The sequence below is a fragment of the Streptomyces sp. NPDC039465 genome, assembly GCF_055639315.1.
Genome location: NZ_JBVKAP010000001.1, coordinates 1,338,518 through 1,354,314, shown reverse-complemented (window position 1 = coordinate 1,354,314; position 15,797 = coordinate 1,338,518). Strand labels below are relative to the sequence as shown.

At 72.9% G+C, this 15,797-nt stretch carries 11 protein-coding genes; 4 read left to right on the top strand and 7 right to left on the bottom strand.

Annotated features, from left to right (window positions below; all coding sequences use genetic code 11):
- Positions 1–17: 17 nt before the first annotated feature.
- The 3 genes from ACZ7LT_RS06065 to ACZ7LT_RS06055 form a co-directional block, all read right to left on the bottom strand.
- Positions 18–1,115 carry a glycosyltransferase 87 family protein gene (locus ACZ7LT_RS06065; protein WP_471234802.1) on the bottom strand — a complete coding sequence of 366 codons (1,098 nt, stop codon included), beginning with the start codon at positions 1,113–1,115 and terminating at the stop codon, positions 18–20.
- A 327-nt stretch (positions 1,116–1,442) separates the two neighbouring features.
- Entirely contained in the window at positions 1,443–2,210 is a 768-nt protein-coding gene (locus tag ACZ7LT_RS06060) for an ABC transporter ATP-binding protein (protein WP_471234724.1), read from the bottom strand.
- Entirely contained in the window at positions 2,203–3,147 is a 945-nt protein-coding gene (locus ACZ7LT_RS06055) for an ABC transporter permease (RefSeq protein ID WP_471234723.1), read from the bottom strand. The genes ACZ7LT_RS06060 and ACZ7LT_RS06055 overlap by 8 nt, the downstream gene beginning before the upstream one ends.
- 118 nt (positions 3,148–3,265) lie before the next feature.
- Here ACZ7LT_RS06055 and ACZ7LT_RS06050 point away from each other — a divergent pair, with 118 nt between their 5' ends.
- Entirely contained in the window at positions 3,266–3,886 is a 621-nt protein-coding gene (locus ACZ7LT_RS06050) for a TetR/AcrR family transcriptional regulator (RefSeq protein ID WP_471234722.1), read from the top strand.
- A 26-nt stretch (positions 3,887–3,912) separates the two neighbouring features.
- Here the strand turns inward: ACZ7LT_RS06050 and ACZ7LT_RS06045 are convergent, their stop codons facing one another.
- The 4 genes from ACZ7LT_RS06045 to ACZ7LT_RS06030 all read right to left on the bottom strand — a co-directional run bounded on the left by ACZ7LT_RS06045 (position 3,913) and on the right by ACZ7LT_RS06030 (position 11,032).
- A complete protein-coding gene (locus tag ACZ7LT_RS06045) occupies positions 3,913–4,764 on the bottom strand; it encodes a carbohydrate ABC transporter permease (protein ID WP_471234721.1) in 852 nt (283 codons plus the stop codon).
- Entirely contained in the window at positions 4,761–6,101 is a 1,341-nt protein-coding gene (locus ACZ7LT_RS06040; protein ID WP_471234801.1) for a carbohydrate ABC transporter permease, read from the bottom strand. The genes ACZ7LT_RS06045 and ACZ7LT_RS06040 overlap by 4 nt, the downstream gene beginning before the upstream one ends.
- Positions 6,102–6,120: 19 nt before the next feature.
- The gene (locus ACZ7LT_RS06035; protein WP_471234800.1) at positions 6,121–7,455 is read right to left on the bottom strand and encodes an ABC transporter substrate-binding protein; all 1,335 of its coding nucleotides are present in this window, start codon (positions 7,453–7,455) and stop codon (positions 6,121–6,123) included.
- Between the two features lie 226 nt (positions 7,456–7,681).
- The gene (locus ACZ7LT_RS06030; protein WP_471234720.1) at positions 7,682–11,032 is read right to left on the bottom strand and encodes an FHA domain-containing protein; all 3,351 of its coding nucleotides are present in this window, start codon (positions 11,030–11,032) and stop codon (positions 7,682–7,684) included.
- A 508-nt stretch (positions 11,033–11,540) separates the two neighbouring features.
- On the opposite strand from ACZ7LT_RS06030, the gene ACZ7LT_RS06025 reads away from it, so the two are divergent.
- The 3 genes from ACZ7LT_RS06025 to prfB all read left to right on the top strand — a co-directional run bounded on the left by ACZ7LT_RS06025 (position 11,541) and on the right by prfB (position 15,733).
- Complete coding sequence (locus tag ACZ7LT_RS06025; RefSeq protein ID WP_471234719.1) at positions 11,541–13,235, top strand: serine/threonine-protein kinase; 1,695 nt, start codon at positions 11,541–11,543, stop codon at positions 13,233–13,235.
- Between the two features lie 107 nt (positions 13,236–13,342).
- The gene (locus ACZ7LT_RS06020) at positions 13,343–14,578 is read left to right on the top strand and encodes a serine/threonine-protein kinase (RefSeq protein WP_471234718.1); all 1,236 of its coding nucleotides are present in this window, start codon (positions 13,343–13,345) and stop codon (positions 14,576–14,578) included.
- Between the two features lie 48 nt (positions 14,579–14,626).
- Positions 14,627–15,733, top strand: a complete 1,107-nt coding sequence (prfB, locus tag ACZ7LT_RS06015) for a peptide chain release factor 2 (RefSeq protein ID WP_189204980.1) — start codon at positions 14,627–14,629, stop codon at positions 15,731–15,733.
- Positions 15,734–15,797 lie beyond the last annotated feature (64 nt).

Sequence of the window (15,797 nt, the reverse complement as noted above, 5' to 3'; positions counted from 1 at the left end):
CCGGTGGGCGCCCTGCGCTATGTGGTAGCGAGCCACAGCCGTCGGCACGACAGCAGCGCCGCCACGAGCAGCAGGCCGTTGCGGGCCACCATCACCACGCAGCCGAGCGCGGAGCCGGTGAGCACCTCCTCGTACAGCACGGGGTAGGCGAGCGCGCTCAGCCCGGCGGCGGGCAGGAGCAGCAGGGCGACCGTGCGCTGGCTGGTGTGGCGCGAGGTGAGGCAGACCGCGGCCAGGCCGAGCAGCCAGATCATGTACTGGGGGCTGATGACCCGGCTGGTGACGGTGAAGAGGAGGACGGCGGCGAGCGCGGCGTCGAAGGGGACGGCGGGGTTCCAGCGCCGGGCCCGCAGGCGCCACCACACCAGCCAGCAGAGGGCGGCCAGGGTAAGCAGCAGGGCGAGGCGGGCCACGCTGGAGACGTACGGGCCGACGTACTCGAAGGCGCCGTAGCGGTAGGCGACCGAGCCCGGCCAGTCCGCGATCGCATGGGCCAGCGCCAGGGCCGTGCCGCCGAGCGATTCGATCTGGACGCCCCGGCTGCCCTGCTGGTGCAGGAAGTCCAGGCTGTGGGAGAAGCCGATGGACAGGACGGCGAGCAGGGCGACGACGGTGACGGCCGCGGCGAACAAGCTTTCGCGGGTGGTACGGCCCCGGGGCGCGCCGGTCAGGGCGAGCACGGGCCAGATCTTGACCATGGCGCCGAACCCGGCGAGGACGCCGGCGAGCCGGGAGCGGCCGGCGCCCAGCGCGAGCAGGGCGAACACGGCGAGGGCGGTGACCTGTACGTCGTAGCGCGCCAGGGGCACGTGCAGCAGCAGAGGCAGCCCGGCGACCCAGACCCAGGCGCCCTGGGTGCCCGCGCGGGCGAGCGCGACGGAGACGGCCGCGTCGGCCAGCAGGGTGAGGACGACGAAGGCCTGGAAGTAGGTCAGCCAGGGCAGCAGCGCGGGGGAGAGGAAGACGAGCCCGGCGCCGGGCGGGTACTGCCAGGTGACGTCGTCGACCGGGAAGGAGCCCTCGGTGAGGTGCCTGTACCACCAGTGGTAGAGGACGTAGACCTCGCGCGCGACGCCCCGTACGCCGAGGCTGTCCCGAAGCAGCAGGATGAGCATGCCGGTGCGCGTGAGCGCCCACAGGATGCCCAGGGCCGCGCGGGCGCGTCGCTCGGCGGAGGTGTCCACCTCCCCCGGGGGCGTGAGGGACCCGAGCGTCCCGATGGGTAGGTGGGACGTGAGCGTGGAGACGGGACTGAGGGCGCTGAGGGGACTGGAAGACCCGTGGGGACTTCGCGGGGTGCGCGGTGCGCGGGCCGCGCGGCGGGAGCGGAACCGATGCGTCTTCATCGAGGCGGACTTTAGCCGTATTTGATCGTTTTAATTCCTTCTAGCCTCCTTTTGCGCCGGTTTTACGCCTGTTCTGCGCCTGTTTCGGTCCGCAGGTCACTTCTTCCCGGTGAAGGCCTGGTACGCCTCGACGACCTCGGCCGCCGGGCCGTCCATCCGTAGCGTCCCCGCCTCCAGCCACAGCGCCCGGTCGCAGGTCTCGGTGATGGCGGAGTTGCTGTGGCTGACCAGGAAGACCGTGCCCGCCTGCGCCCGCAGCTCCTCGATCCGCTGCCGGCTGCGGCGGCGGAAGGCCGCGTCCCCGGTCGCCAGCGCCTCGTCGATCAGCAGCACGTCATGGCTCTTGGCGGCGGCGATGGAGAAGCGCAGCCTGGCGCCCATGCCCGAGGAGTACGTCCGCATCGGCAGCGAGATGAAGTCGCCCTTGTCGTTGATCCCGGAGAAGTCCACGATCTCCTGGTAGCGCCGCCTGATCTGGGCGCGGGACATGCCCATCGCGAGACCGCCGAGGACCACGTTGCGCTCCCCGGACAGATCGCTCATCAGCGCGGCGTTCACCCCGAGGAGCGAGGGCTGCCCCTGGGTGTAGATCCGGCCCTCGCTGGTCGGCAGCAGCCCGGCGATGCCCTTGAGCAGGGTCGACTTGCCCGAGCCGTTGGACCCGATCAGGCCGATCGCCTCGCCCTTGTACGCGGCGAAGCTGACGCCCTTCACGGCGTGGACCGTACGGGCCCCGGGGGCGGCCCGGCGGGTGGCGATCCGGCTGAGCGCCGAGGTGGCGCCGCCCTTGCCGGCGCGGCCGCCCTGGACGGTGTACGTGATGTGGACCCCGTCGGCGACGACGGTGGGGGTGCGTTCAGCCACGGCCGTAGGTCTCCTCCGCCTGCCAGAAATAGATGAAGCCGCCGACGAACAGCAGCAGCGCCCAGCCGAGGGCCAGCGTCCACACATGGGGCGGCAGCTGGTCGGCGGTGAAGCTCTCGACGAGCGCGAGACGCATCAGATCGATGTAGACGGCCGCCGGATTGCACTTCAGGAGCGTCAGCACCGCGTGCGGCAGCCGACCGGCGGCCTCCAGGTGGTGAATGCTCCACATGACACCGGAGACGTACATCCAGGTGCGCAGCACGAACGGCATCAGTGTCGCGACGTCCGGCGTACGGGCCGCGATCCGGGCCATGACCAGCGCGAGACCGGTGTTGAACAGCGCCTGGAGGGCGAGGGCGGGCACGGCCAGCAGCCAGTTCCAGGTCGGGAACTCGCCGAAGCAGAACAGGATGACCGCGAGCGCGCCCAGCGAGAAGGCGAGCTGCTGGAGCTGTTGCAGCGCGAGCGCGATGGGCAGGGACGCGCGGGGGAAGTGCAGGGCCCGTACGAGCCCGAGGTTGCCGCTGATCGCGCGCGTGCCGGCGTTGATCGACTGCGCCGTGAAGGTCCATACGAAGACGCCCGTGATCAGGAACGGGACGTAGTCCGGGATGTCCCGCTGGACGTTCATCAGGACGCCGAAGACCACGTAGTAGACGGCGGCGTTCAGCAGTGGGGTCGCCACCTGCCAGAGCTGGCCGAGGCGCGCCTGGCTGTACTGGGCCGTGAGCCGGGCCGTCGCGAACGCGCCGATGAAGTGGCGGCGGGACCAGAGCCCGCGGACGTACGCGGGGAGCGAGGGGCGCGCGCCGCTGACTGTCAGCCCGTGGCGCAGGGCCAGCGCGCGCAGGTCCTGGCCGGGGAGCGCGGGGGTGGCCGTCGTGACGGGGGCAGGGGCGGGGGCGGGGGTCGTACGGGTGGTCACTGTCCTCACTTCCGACGGCGGAGTGCGTCGAGAGCAACGACGGGACGGACCCGTATCGTCGCTACGGCGAGAGTAGGACGCTCGTACGTCGGAACGCAACCGTCTCGTCGTCACGAAGGTGTTGGCTATGATCCTGGCCATGACCCCAGAGCCGACCGGCACGCCCCGACGCGCCCCCGCCGGAGCCGCCGTGCTCCGGGAGGACGTCACCGACGCGATCCGCGCCGCCGTCTTCGAGGAGCTCGCCGCCGTCGGCTTCGCCCGGATGTCCATCGAGGGCATCGCCCGCCGCGCGGGCGTGGGCAAGACCGCCGTCTACCGGCGCTGGAAGTCCAAGCTGTCGCTCGTCCTCGACCTGGTCGGCGCGGTGGCCACCCAGGGGCTGCCGGCCCCTGCCACCGGTTCGCTCCACGGCGACGTTCGCGCCCTGCTGGAGGTGGCCGCGCACGCCCTGCGCCACCCGGTCGCCTCCCAGGTCATCCCCGACCTGCTCGTGGAGGCCGCCCGCCACCCCGAGATCTCCGACGCGATCAAGGCCGCCCTGCTGGACAGCCAGCAGGGCGTGGTCGCCCAGGTCGTCCACGACGCCGTCGCCCGCGGCGACCTGCCGGCCGGCACGGACCCGGACCGGGCGCTCGACCTGATCGTCGGACCGCTCTACTGGCGCCTGGTCGTGGTCCGTACGGAACTGCCCAAGGGCTACCTGGACGACCTGGCGCGCGCGGCGGTGGGGGCGCTCAAGGCCTGAGGCCGCCGACCTCCGTACGTGCCCGCCTACTTCACCGCGCCCGCCATCACCCCGGACACGAACTGCCGCTGGAAGGCGAAGAAGACGGCCAGCGGAATCACCATCGACACGAACGCGCCCGGCGCCAGCACATCGATGTTGTTGCCGAACTGCCGTACCTGCTGCTGGAGCGCGACCGTGATCGGCGGCGACTCCGAGTCCGCGAAGATCAGCGCGACCAGCATGTCGTTCCAGACCCACAGGAACTGGAAGATGCCGAGCGAGGCGATGGCCGGGCCGCCGAGCGGCAGCACCACACGGGTGAACAGCCGGATCTCACCCGCCCCGTCGAGCCGGGCCGCCTCCAGCAGCTCCCGGGGGATCTCCGCGAAGAAGTTCCGCAACAGGAAGATCGCGAACGGCAGCCCGAACGCGACATGGAAGAGCACCACACCGAGCGTCGTCTCGAAGATCCCGATCTCACCGAAGAGCTTCGACACCGGCACAAGCGCCACCTGCACCGGAACCACCAGAAGCCCCACGACCACCAGGAACCACCAGTCGCGCCCCGGGAAGTCCATCCACGCGAAGGCATACCCGGCCAGCGAGCCGACCACCACGACCAGCAGCGTCGCCGGAACCGTGATCAGGATGGTGGAGAGCAACGAGTCGGTGATCGTGTCGTTGGCCAGCAGCGCCGAGTAGTTCTCGGTGGTCAGCTGCGCCGGGGTGGTGAAGACCTGCCACCAACCCCCCGACGCGATGTCGGCCGGGCCGCGCAGGGAGGACAGCAGCAGCCCCACCGTCGGCATCAGCCAGAACAGGCCGACCAGGATGAGGAAGACACGCAGGGCGCCGCCCGCGGTGCGCGCGGCGATCCGGGACCCCAGAGAGCTCATCGTCGGCCTTCCCTTCGCATCCTGCGGATGTTGAAGAGCATCACGGGGATCACCAGCAACAGCAGGAGCACCGCGATGGCGCTGCCCACCCCCAGGTCCGCGTCCGTGCCGAACGACGAGCGGTACAACTGAAGCGCCAGCACATTGGCGTCGTCCTGGGCCGAGCCCGGCGCGATGATGAAGACCAGGTCGAAGATCTTCAGCACGTTGATCATCAGGGTCACCAGGACCACCGCCAGCACCGGGGCGAGCAGCGGGACCGTCACACGGCGGAAGACCTGCCACTCGTTCGCCCCGTCGACCCGGGCCGCCTCCATCAGCTCACGCGGCACACTCGCCAGACCCGCGGCGATCAGCACCATCGCGAACCCGGCCCACATCCACACGTAACTGCCGATGATGGCCGGGGTGACAAGCGAGGGGCCGAGCCAGTCGACGCCGTTGTACTGCTCCCGGAAGTTGCTGCCCGGCAGCCGCAGCAGCGCCCCGTCCGCGGCCGCGGGCAGGGCGAACGTGCCGTCCGCCGCCGCCGTCGTGGCGGCGACGACCTTCCCGTCCTTCACCGCCTCGATCCGCAGGCCCTTCAGACCCAGCTCCTGGACGTCGACGGCGTTCGGCTTCCCGCCGCCCCCGCGGGTGAAGTCCAGCCAGGCCGTGCCCGACACCCCTTCGGCGGGCGCCTGCGGCACCTTCGCCGGCTTCGCGTCCCCCGGCATCTGCGCCGGAGCGACCCCGACGAGCGGCAGCCGCGCCGGACTGCCCGCGCGCACCGGCTCCTTGGTGAGGTACGCGCCGTCGCCGGCCGCCTTCAGCGGATGCACCGGCAGCGGACGGGCCTTGGGGAAGACGGACGACTCGGCGAAGGTGTCGTGCACGCCCACCCAGACGGCGTTGGCGACCCCGCGCTCCGGATCCTGCTCGTACACCAGCCGGAAGATGATCCCGGCCGCGAGCATCGAGATGGCCATCGGCATGAAGACGATCAGCTTGAACGCCGTGCCCCAGCGGACCCGTTCGGTCAGCACGGCGAAGATCAGACCGAGGGCGGTGGCGACGGCCGGTGCGAACACCACCCAGATCGCGTTGTTCTTGACCGCGGTGAGGATCGTGTCGTCGGTGAAGATCTCGACGTAATTGCCGAGGCCGACGAAGGAGTTGCCGTCGCGGTCGAAGAACGACCGCTGGACCGAGTACCCGATCGGGTAGACGACGAGCGCGCCGAGCAGCACCAGCGCCGGCAGCAGAAAGCCCGCCGCGACGCTCCTGCGCGTGCCGGTCACGCCCCTGGCGCGGGGGATACGGATGCCGGCACGGGCCTGCGTACCGGCATCCTTCACCGAAGGGGAGCCCACGGCGTCAGCTCTTGTACGCCTTGGCCGCGTCGGCCTCCAGCCGCTGCTGGGTGCCCTGGATGTCCTTGGGGTTCTTGAGGAAGTCCTGGAGCGCCTTCCACTCACCCTTGCCGGGCGTGCCGCCGAACGACTGCGGCATCTGGTCCGACATGTCGAACCGGAAGTCGTCGCCCGCCGCGATCAGGGCCTTGGCGATCTCCCGCTGCACGTCGTTCGGGTACGCGCCCGGGTCCAGCGCCTTGTTGGGGGAGAGGAAACCGCCCGCCTCCGCCCAGATCTTCGCGGCGTCCGCCGAGGCCAGGAAGGTCAGCAGGGCCTGGGCACCCTTGGTGTCCTTCAGCGCCACCGCCGCGTCGCCGCCGGTCACCACCGGGGCCGCGCCGCCGACCGCCGGGAAGGGGAACACCTTCGCGTCCGTGCCGATCTTGGCCGGGGTCTGCGCGATGTTGATCGCCGCGAAGTCGCCCTCGAAGACCATCGCCGCCTTGGGCTGGTCGCCGCCGGTGAAGGTCTGGGTGACCGAGAGCGGGAACTCGGTCTGCAGCGCGCCGTTCGCCCCGCCCGCGATCAGATTCGGCTTGCCGAAGAGCTCACCCAGGGTGGTCAGCGCCGCTGTCACCGACGGGTCGGTCCACTTGATCTCGTGCTTGGCCAGCTGGTCGTACTTGGCCGGTCCGGCCTGCGAGAGATAGATGTTCTCGAACCAGTCGGTGAGCGTCCAGCCGTCCGCGCCGCCGACCGAGACCGGCGTGACCCCGGAGGCCGAGACGGTCTCGGCCGTCGACAGGAAGTCCTTCCAGGTCTTCGGCTCACTCACGCCCGCGTTCTCGAACGCGGCGTTGTTGTACCAGATCAGGGACTTGTTGGCGGCCTTGAAGTACACGCCGTACTGGGTGCCGTCGACCGCACCGAGGTCCTGCCAGCCCTTCGAGTAGTTGGCCGTGAGCTGTGCCTTGGCCTCCGGGCCGACCGGCTTGGCCCACTTGCGGGCCACGGCCTGCTGGACCGCCCCCACCTGCGGGAGCATCGCCACGTCCGGCGGGCTGCCGCCCGCGATCTTCGTCCCGAGGAAGTTCACGATCGGGTCCTGGGCCGGTACGAAGGTGACCGTCGCGCCGGTCCGCTTCTCGAACTCCTTCAGGACCTTGGTGAAGTTCTCCTGCTCCGGGCCGGTCCACACGGCCGCGACCTGGATCTTCTCGCCCTTGAGGGACGGTAAGGACAGGGTGGCGCCGGTGCTTTTGCCGCTGCTGGGCGAGGACTTCGGGTCCTTGCCGCCGCCGTCCGCGCCGCACCCGGCGAGGGCGAGGGCCAGTGAGGTGACGGCCGTGACGGCCATCGCGGCCCGGGGGGTGTGCCCTGCGGTCTTGCTTCGCTGACGAAGAGGTGTACGTCGCATCGATGCCCCGTCTCTTTCGTGCGCGTGCTCGTCCCGTCCGACAGGTCTAGCCCGGCCGTCAGGGACCCGCAATACCGCCTTCCTCCGCAAGTGGGTGATCGTGATGGGCTCGTGACGTGGGGTCAGGTGCGGCTCGGGTGAGGCGCAGGGCCGGCTGAGGTGTGGCTCAGGTGCGGCTCGCCGGGCTGAGCGGGACGGGTGGGGTGGCGTCCACCGAGCGGGCCGCGCGCTCCAGCGCGCTGGCGAGGAGCGCCAGATCCGTCGGGCCGTTGCCCAGCTCACGCACCGGCCGACGGGTCGGCGGATCGCCCATCCGCTCCCACTCCAGCGGCACCACGGTGGGCCGCATCGTCGCCGTACGGGGGATACGGCCGGTCACGCGACCGCCCTGGAAGGGGGTCACCCGGCCGTCCGGGTGCCCGAGCCGTCCCCGTCCGGGGGACGGTTCGTCGGGCCCTCCCGTACCGGGGGCGTCGAGGACCACCCGCAGCCGGGCGCCGTGCGCCAGCTCCGTGTCCGCCGTCCGCTCCGGGCGTCCCGAGGCCGCGATCAGATGCACCCCGAGCCGGGCGCCGCCGCGAGCGATGGCCTCCAAGGCGCGTACGACCGACCCGGCGGAGGGCCGGCCGGTGGATCCGAGCGCGGGCGCGACGAGCGCGTCGTAGTCGTCGACGAGTACGACGAGCCGGGGCAGCGCCGTCGTCTTGCCCCCAGGTCCGCCCTCGCCGTGCCGCCCGTCGCCGGGCCCGGCCTGGCTGGGCAGGGTGGGACGGCCGGGCGTACCGGCGGGGGCCGGGGCATCGGTCCGTACGGCGAGGCGCCCGCCCCCGGAGGGATGGTCCGCTCCGGCGTGCTCGGCGGCGCCGTGGTCGGCCTGACCGGCCGAGCGGCCGGTCTCGGGCGCACGGGCGTCCTGGGTTTGCCGGTCGGCGACGGCGCCGGGCGTCGGCACGCCGTCGTCCGGGCGGGACGTGTGCTCGGCCGCGCTCGGCGCCCGCTGGCCCACGAGCCGCGCGGAGAGTTCCTGGCGGGTGTGCCACGCGGCGAAGTCCTCGGAGCCGAGGATCTCGGCCCGGCGCTTCAGCTCGGCGCCCAGGGCCTGGGCGAAGTCCCGCATCCGGACGGGGTCGCTGGCGACCAGGTGCTCGGTGACATGGGGGAGGTCGGTGCAGGGGGCGAGGCCGTCGCCCCTTTCGCCGCCCGCGCCGTCCACCAGGAGCAGGGCGAGACGGTCGGGCCGGCCGCCCGCGGCCAGGGAGGCGGCGATCGAGCGGAGCAGTTCCGTACGACCGCTGCCCGCCGGTCCCTCGACCAGCAGATGCGGGCCCTCGGCGGTCAGGTCCACGGCGACCGGACCACGCGGCCCCGCGCCGAGGACCAGCGTCCCCTCCGGCGCCGACGCCCAGCGGGCCATCAGCGACGCGGGCGTGGCGCGGGCAAGACCCAGCTCGTCCAGGAGCCGCGCGGACGGCGGCAGCGCCAGGGCGGCGGCCCCACGGCCGCTGCCCCCCGTCCCCTCCGTGCGGAGGGGGGCCAGCGCCCGGCCGAACCGGTCGGCCCAGGCCACGGAGACCGCGTCCACCGTGGCGAGCGTGCCGTGCCCGGCGGCCTGGCCGCCGGCCGTGCGCAGCAGCCGCAGCGCCGTAGCCACGTCGCCGCTCAACAGTCCGACCGCGCCGCACTCGCGGAAGGCCAGGGACTGCGCGCAGGCGGTCTCGTAGGTGGCGGCGACCGGGGAGAGCGGCGAGGCGGCCGGGGCGTCGGCCAGGCAGATCAGATGGATCCCCGCGGCCGCCCCGGCCCCGGCGAGCCGCGCGGTCGTCTCCCGCAGCGCCGCCGAACCAGGGTCGCCGTCCACGATCACCACGGTGTACGGCCCCTCGAAGCGTGCCGCGGCCTCCGCGACCGCCTTGCGGTCGGCGCTGGCCCAGCCGGGCCCGAGCGGGCCGTCGTCGAGGCGGCGGGTCAGCTCGGCCGTGCGGGCCGCGGCCTGGTCGCGGTCGTACGCGAGGAGGAGACGGCAGTCCTGGCCATGGGCGGGCCGCAGATGGGGGAGCCAGCCGAGCCAGCCCCAGGCGCGGCGGCGCTCCTCGACCGGGCGCGTCCGGTCGGCGCTGATCAGCACGATCTCCAGGTCGGCCGGGGAGTGCAGCGCGGCCAGCTGGGCGACGACCGACCGGGCGAGCCCGGGGAGCCGGTCCTTCGGCCCGGCGAGACCGAGCGAACCGGCCTCCCGTAGCGCGACGGTCACCGGCACGCCGGCCAGATCGGCCCGGTCGGCGGTCCCGAGCCGGACGACGAGCGCCTCGGGGTGGCCGACACCGCGCTCCCAGAGACGGGGGCCGGGGCCGAGCGCGGTCAGCAGCACGGCGGCCGGGTCGGGCCAGGTCTCGGGCACGGGCCGCCGGTCAAGGGCCGAGGCGGCCGCCGCGCCCGCGCCCGCGTCCGTCGCGGCGGGCAGATCGCCCCGGCCGCCGGTGAGCCGCCGCGCCCACGCCCCTATGCCCCGCTTACGGGCGACGCCCTCGGGCAGCCGGGTCCCGCGCGCGGGGGTGGCCTGGGGGCGCGGAGCGCGCGTACGGCTGTGCGCCTCGCGCTCACCGTCGGCGTCGTCGAACTCCCCGGCGCGCGCGTGCCCGCCGTCGGCCGTCTCCGTCCCGCCCTCGACGACGCCCTCGACGACGCCCTCGACGAGGTACGAGTCACTGCTGGGGCCGGTCGCGCGCGTGAGGCCCCCGGAGCCGTACGGTCTGCCGCCGCCCGGGGTGCCGCCACTCGGGGCGGTCCGGACGCCGTTCTCACCCGCCGCCGGGCCGCCCGCCGCGCCGGTGCCGTACGGGCCGGGTGCCGCGCCCGCGCCGTACTCCCCGGCCGTCGTCGGGCAGATGCGCAGATGGCCCTCGCCGTCCGGGGTCGTGGGCACCTTGTCCGTTCCGGCCCCCGGCCCGGCCAGCCGCAGGGCGGACTCGCCGACCCGCAGCAGCGCGCCCGGGGCCAGCCGCACCGGGCGCGTGCCGACGTCGGTGCCATCGAGCGAGGTGCCGTTGGTGGAACCGAGGTCGGCGACGGTGACCCGGCCGTCGTCGGCGACCGTGATCGCGCAGTGGATGCGGGAGACGTCCGGGTCGTCGAGGGGGACGTCGGCGTCGGCGGAGCGGCCGATCCGGATCTGTCCGCCGTGCAGCAGATGCACCCCGCCCGCGTCCGGTCCGGCGACCACATGGAGCTGGGCGGGGGCGTCCACGGCGGGGGCGTCGCCGCCGCCGGGAACCTGGAGGGAGAGGACCGCCCCGTCGACCAGCGGGGGCTCGCCGAGCGCGCAGCGCTGGGCGTCGAGCCGCTCCTGACCGGCGTAGAGCACCACCGCGCCGGAGGTGTCGGGACCGGAGACCACCGTGGCGAGCCCGGAGGCGACCGCGGCGAGAGCGGTGCCCGCGGGGGCGGTGACGAGCACGTCGCAGGCGCGTGCCGCGGAGGCACCGCTGTGCGGCGCGAGGACGGTCAGCCGGATCTGCATCGTCCAGCGGTCCCTTCTGCGCGGGGTGCCCGGCAGGGGAGCCGCCCTGGATTCCCCCCACCCGGCACGGACGCGTCGTCCGGTACAGGTCTGCACGGATCGCGGGGTTCCCACCCCTTTCGCGAGGCTCCCGACCCCACGATGCGACGTGCTGTGTGCATCCTCGCACCTGCCACTGACAACACGCCCGTGGGCCGCCCCTAAGTGATCTTGAATGGTCCGTGGGCGATCGTCGGCCGATCGGCTTGACGACCGAAAATGCCTGCTTGGGTACGTCTTCCGATCAGGTGCGGCAACCATCCCTGGTACCCACGCGTCTTGTTTCGGACAAAAGAAGGTCCCGTTCCGGACCCCCGGAGGACCGACCTGTGATCCGTTCGGCGGCACTAAAGTAGGTCGGACACCCAGGCGGGTCACAGATCAGGAAACAGATCAGGAAGACGGAAACCGATCCACGAGGACCCGGGACCGGACTCGCAAGGACCACGATCAGCAGGGAGCGCGTGACGTGCGGCCAGTCGGCAGCAAGTACCTGCTCGAGGAGCCGCTCGGACGCGGCGCCACGGGCACCGTCTGGCGAGCCCGCCAGAGGGAGACGGCGGGCGCCGAGGCCGCCGTGCCGGGCCAGCCCGGCGAGACCGTGGCGATCAAGGTCCTCAAGGAGGAGCTCGCCAACGACGCGGACATCGTGATGCGCTTCCTGCGGGAGCGCTCGGTCCTCCTGCGGCTGACGCACCCCAACATCGTGCGCACCCGCGACCTGGTCGTCGAAGGCGATGTCCTCGCCCTCGTCATGGACCTGGTCGAAGGCCCCGACCTGCACCGCTACATCCGCGAGAGCGGGCCGCTCACCCCGGTCGCCGCCGCGCTGCTCACGGCCCAGATCGCCGACGCGCTCGCCGCCAGCCACGCCGACGGCGTCGTCCACCGCGACCTCAAGCCGGCCAACGTCCTGCTCGCCGAGCGCGACGGCCAGATGCACCCGATGCTCACCGACTTCGGCATCGCACGCCTCGCCGACTCCCCGGGCCTGACACGCACCCACGAATTCGTCGGCACGCCCGCGTACGTCGCCCCGGAGTCCGCCGAGGGCCGCCCGCAGACCTCCGCCGTGGACATCTACGGCGCCGGCATCCTGCTCTACGAGCTGGTCACCGGCCGGCCCCCGTTCGCGGGCGGCACGGCCCTGGAGGTCCTGCACCGCCACCTCAGCGAGGAGCCCCGGCGCCCCTCCACCGTCCCGGGCCCCCTGTGGACGGTCATAGAGCGCTGCCTGAGCAAGGAGCCGGACCACCGGCCCAGCGCCGAGAACCTCGCCCGCGGACTGCGCACGGTCGCGGCGGGCATCGGCGTCCACGCCACGCCCGCGCAGATCGAGGCCGCCGAGGGCGTCGGCGCGCTGCTCGCGCCCGACCCGGCCCCCGCGCCGGTCCCGCAGACCCCGGGCGCGGCCGACCCGACCCAGGTGCTCCCGAGCGGCGCCTCCCAGTACGACCCGGCGGCCGCCACCAGCGTCCTGCCCGCCGGCGCGCCGGGCGCCGCCGACGCGACCGCGGTCATGCCCCCCGTACCCCCGCATCCGGACGGTCCGCCGCAGTCCCCCGGGCAGCCGGAGGAACCGCACCCCTGGCAGAACCAGCTGCGCGCGGCCCGCGACCGCAACGAGCAGACCCAGGTCCAGTACCTGGACCCGAACGACGACCCGCTGCGCCGCCGCCCCCAGCGCCGGCCGCAGCAGCCCCCGCAGCCGCCGCAGTACCAGCAGCAGCCCCAGCCGCCGCAGCGGCAGCCGCAGCGGCCGCCCCAGCACCAGCAGCAGTACGCGCCCGCGCCGCAGTACCAGCAGCCTCAGCCGCAGCAGTACGCCCCGCCGCCCCCGCAGCAGCAGTACGCGCCGCCGCAGCAGCCTCCGGCCCAGCGCCCGCCCCGCGAGCCGCGACCGCCGCGCCAGCGCGGCGCCAACCCGATGCGCATCCCGGGCCTGGGCTGCCTCAAGGGCTGCCTGTTCACGATCATCCTGTTCGTGGTGGCCGGATGGCTGATCTGGGAGCTCACCCCGCTCCAGGACTGGATCGCCCAGGGCAAGAGCTACTGGCAGGCCATCGGCGACGGCATCTCGACCGTGACCGGCTGGATCTCCGAGCTGGGCTCCGACGCCGGCAGCACCGGTGGTACGGGCGAGACAGGCGGTACGGGGCAGTAACACTGTCGATTTGTCGACTTCCGAGGGGTGATTTCCCCTCGGAAGTCGAGACCAGCGCCTGATGCCGCGTAACTTTGTCGCGAACGCCAGCCGCTGAGGGAGCAGTCTTGGCACGGAAAATCGGCAGCCGGTACACCGCCCACCAGATCCTGGGCCGCGGCAGCGCGGGCACGGTGTGGCTCGGGGAAGGCCCCGAGGGCCCCGTAGCGATCAAGCTGCTGCGCGAGGACCTCGCCTCCGACCAGGAGCTCGTCGGGCGGTTCGTCCAGGAGCGCACCGCGCTCCTCGGGCTCGACCACGCGCGCGTGGTGTCCGTCCGCGACCTCGTCGTCGACGGCAACGACCTCGCGCTCGTGATGGACCTCGTCCGCGGCACCGACCTGCGCACCCGCCTCGACCGCGAGCGCCGTCTCGCCCCCGAGGCCGCCGTCGCCATCATCGCCGACGTCGCAGACGGCCTGGCCGCCGCGCACGCCGCCGGAGTCGTACACCGTGACGTCAAGCCGGAGAACATCCTGCTCGACATGGAGGGCCCGCTCGGCCCCGGCGGCTCCCACCCCGCCCTCCTGACCGACTTCGGCGTCGCCAAGCTCATCGACACCCCCCGCCGCACCAAGGCGACCCGGATCATCGGCACCCCGGACTACCTCGCCCCCGAGATCGTCGAGGGCCTGCCGCCCCGCGCCGCCGTCGACATCTACGCCCTCGCCACCGTCCTGTACGAGCTGCTGGCCGGCTTCACCCCCTTCGGGGGTGGCCACCCCGGCGCCGTGCTGCGCCGCCACGTCACCGAGACGGTCGTCCCGCTCCCGGGCATCCCCGAAGAGCTGTGGCAGCTGCTCGTCCAGTGCCTCGCCAAGGCCCCCGCCTCCCGCCTGCGCGCCTCCGAGCTGGCCAGCCGCCTGCGGGACGTCCTGCCTCTCCTGGCCGGTATCCCGCCCCTGGACGTCGACGAGCCCGACGCGGAGCCCACCGAGGCGTACGAGGAGCCGGAGTACCCCACCCTCCCCAGCGAGCCCCGCCGCCGCGGCGCGGTCCCCCTGGTCCCCGGCTCGGCCCCCGACTCCAACCGCGACACCCACACCTCGATGCGGGTCCCGGCCCCCGACGAACTCTCCGGCGGCCCCCGCGGCACCGCCCGCGTCCCCCGCCCCACCGGCACCCCCCGCCCCGGCGCGGCCCGCCACAAGGCGGAAACGGTTCGCAAACGCCGCCTCACCCTCGCCCTCGCGGGCACCGCCCTGGCGGCCGCGGTCGGTATCGGCGGCTGGCTCGCGACCAGCGGCGACGACGCCGGAGCGACGCCGCAGGACTCCAAGCAGTCCACACCCGAGCAGCCCTAGTCGCGTCCGGGGGGACTGGCTGTGGGCGCGAGCCGTTACGCTGGACGCGTGGCAGTCGTCGATGTATCCGAAGAGCTGAAGTCCCTCTCCTCGACCATGGGGTCGATCGAGGCCGTCCTGGACCTCGACAAGCTGAGGGCAGAGATCGCCGTGCTCGAGGAGCAGGCCGCGGCCCCGTCCCTCTGGGACGACCCGGAGGCGGCGCAGAAGATCACGAGCAAGCTTTCCCACCTCCAGGCCGAGGTCCGCAAGACCGAGGCGCTCCGGAGTCGTATCGACGACCTCGAGGTGCTCTTCGAGCTCGCCGAGGCCGAGGACGACCCGGACACCCGTGCCGAGGCCGAGGCCGAGCTGGAGTCCGTGAAGAAGGCGCTCGACGAGATGGAGGTCCGCACCCTCCTCTCCGGCGAGTACGACGAGCGTGAGGCGCTGGTCAACATCCGCGCCGAGGCCGGTGGCGTCGACGCCGCCGACTTCGCGGAGCAGCTTCAGCGCATGTACCTGCGCTGGGCCGAGCGGCACAACTACGGCACCGAGGTCTACGAGACGTCGTACGCGGAAGAAGCCGGCATCAAGTCGACCACCTTCGTCGTCAAGGCGCCGTACGCCTACGGCACGCTCTCCGTCGAGCAGGGCACCCACCGCCTCGTCCGTATCTCCCCCTTCGACAACCAGGGCCGTCGCCAGACGTCCTTCGCGGGCGTGGAAATCCTCCCGGTCGTCGAGCAGTCCGACCACGTCGAGATCGACGAGTCCGACCTGCGCGTGGACGTCTACCGCGCATCTGGCCCGGGTGGCCAGGGCGTCAACACGACGGACTCCGCGGTGCGCATCACGCACATCCCGACGGGCATCGTCGTCTCCTGTCAGAACGAGCGCTCCCAGATCCAGAACAAGGCGAGCGCGATGAACGTTCTTCAGGCGAAGCTGCTGGAGCGTCAGCGCCAGGAGGAGCGCGCCAAGATGGACGCCCTCAAGGGCGACGGCGGCAGCTCGTGGGGCAACCAGATGCGTTCGTACGTCCTCCACCCGTACCAGATGGTCAAGGACCTGCGGACGGAGTTCGAGGTCGGCAACCCGCAGTCCGTGCTCGACGGCGAGATCGACGGCTTCCTTGAGGCCGGTATCCGCTGGCGGAAGCAGCAGGAGAAGTAACCGCAGTACGAACATCGAGCGTCTACGGCGCCGGATCCGCGAGCAGCGGGTGCGGCGCCGTTCG

Excerpts from the sequence above, each read along its gene's own strand:
- ACZ7LT_RS06035 (WP_471234800.1), bottom strand. The coding sequence starts at position 7,455 with ATGGCCGTCACGGCCGTCACCTCACTGGCCCTCGCCCTCGCCGGGTGC.
- ACZ7LT_RS06045 (WP_471234721.1), bottom strand. The coding sequence starts at position 4,764 with ATGAGCTCTCTGGGGTCCCGGATCGCCGCGCGCACCGCGGGCGGCGCC.
- ACZ7LT_RS06030 (WP_471234720.1), bottom strand. The coding sequence starts at position 11,032 with ATGCAGATCCGGCTGACCGTCCTCGCGCCGCACAGCGGTGCCTCCGCG.
- ACZ7LT_RS06050 (WP_471234722.1), top strand. The coding sequence starts at position 3,266 with ATGATCCTGGCCATGACCCCAGAGCCGACCGGCACGCCCCGACGCGCC.
- ACZ7LT_RS06065 (WP_471234802.1), bottom strand. The coding sequence starts at position 1,115 with ATGCTCATCCTGCTGCTTCGGGACAGCCTCGGCGTACGGGGCGTCGCG.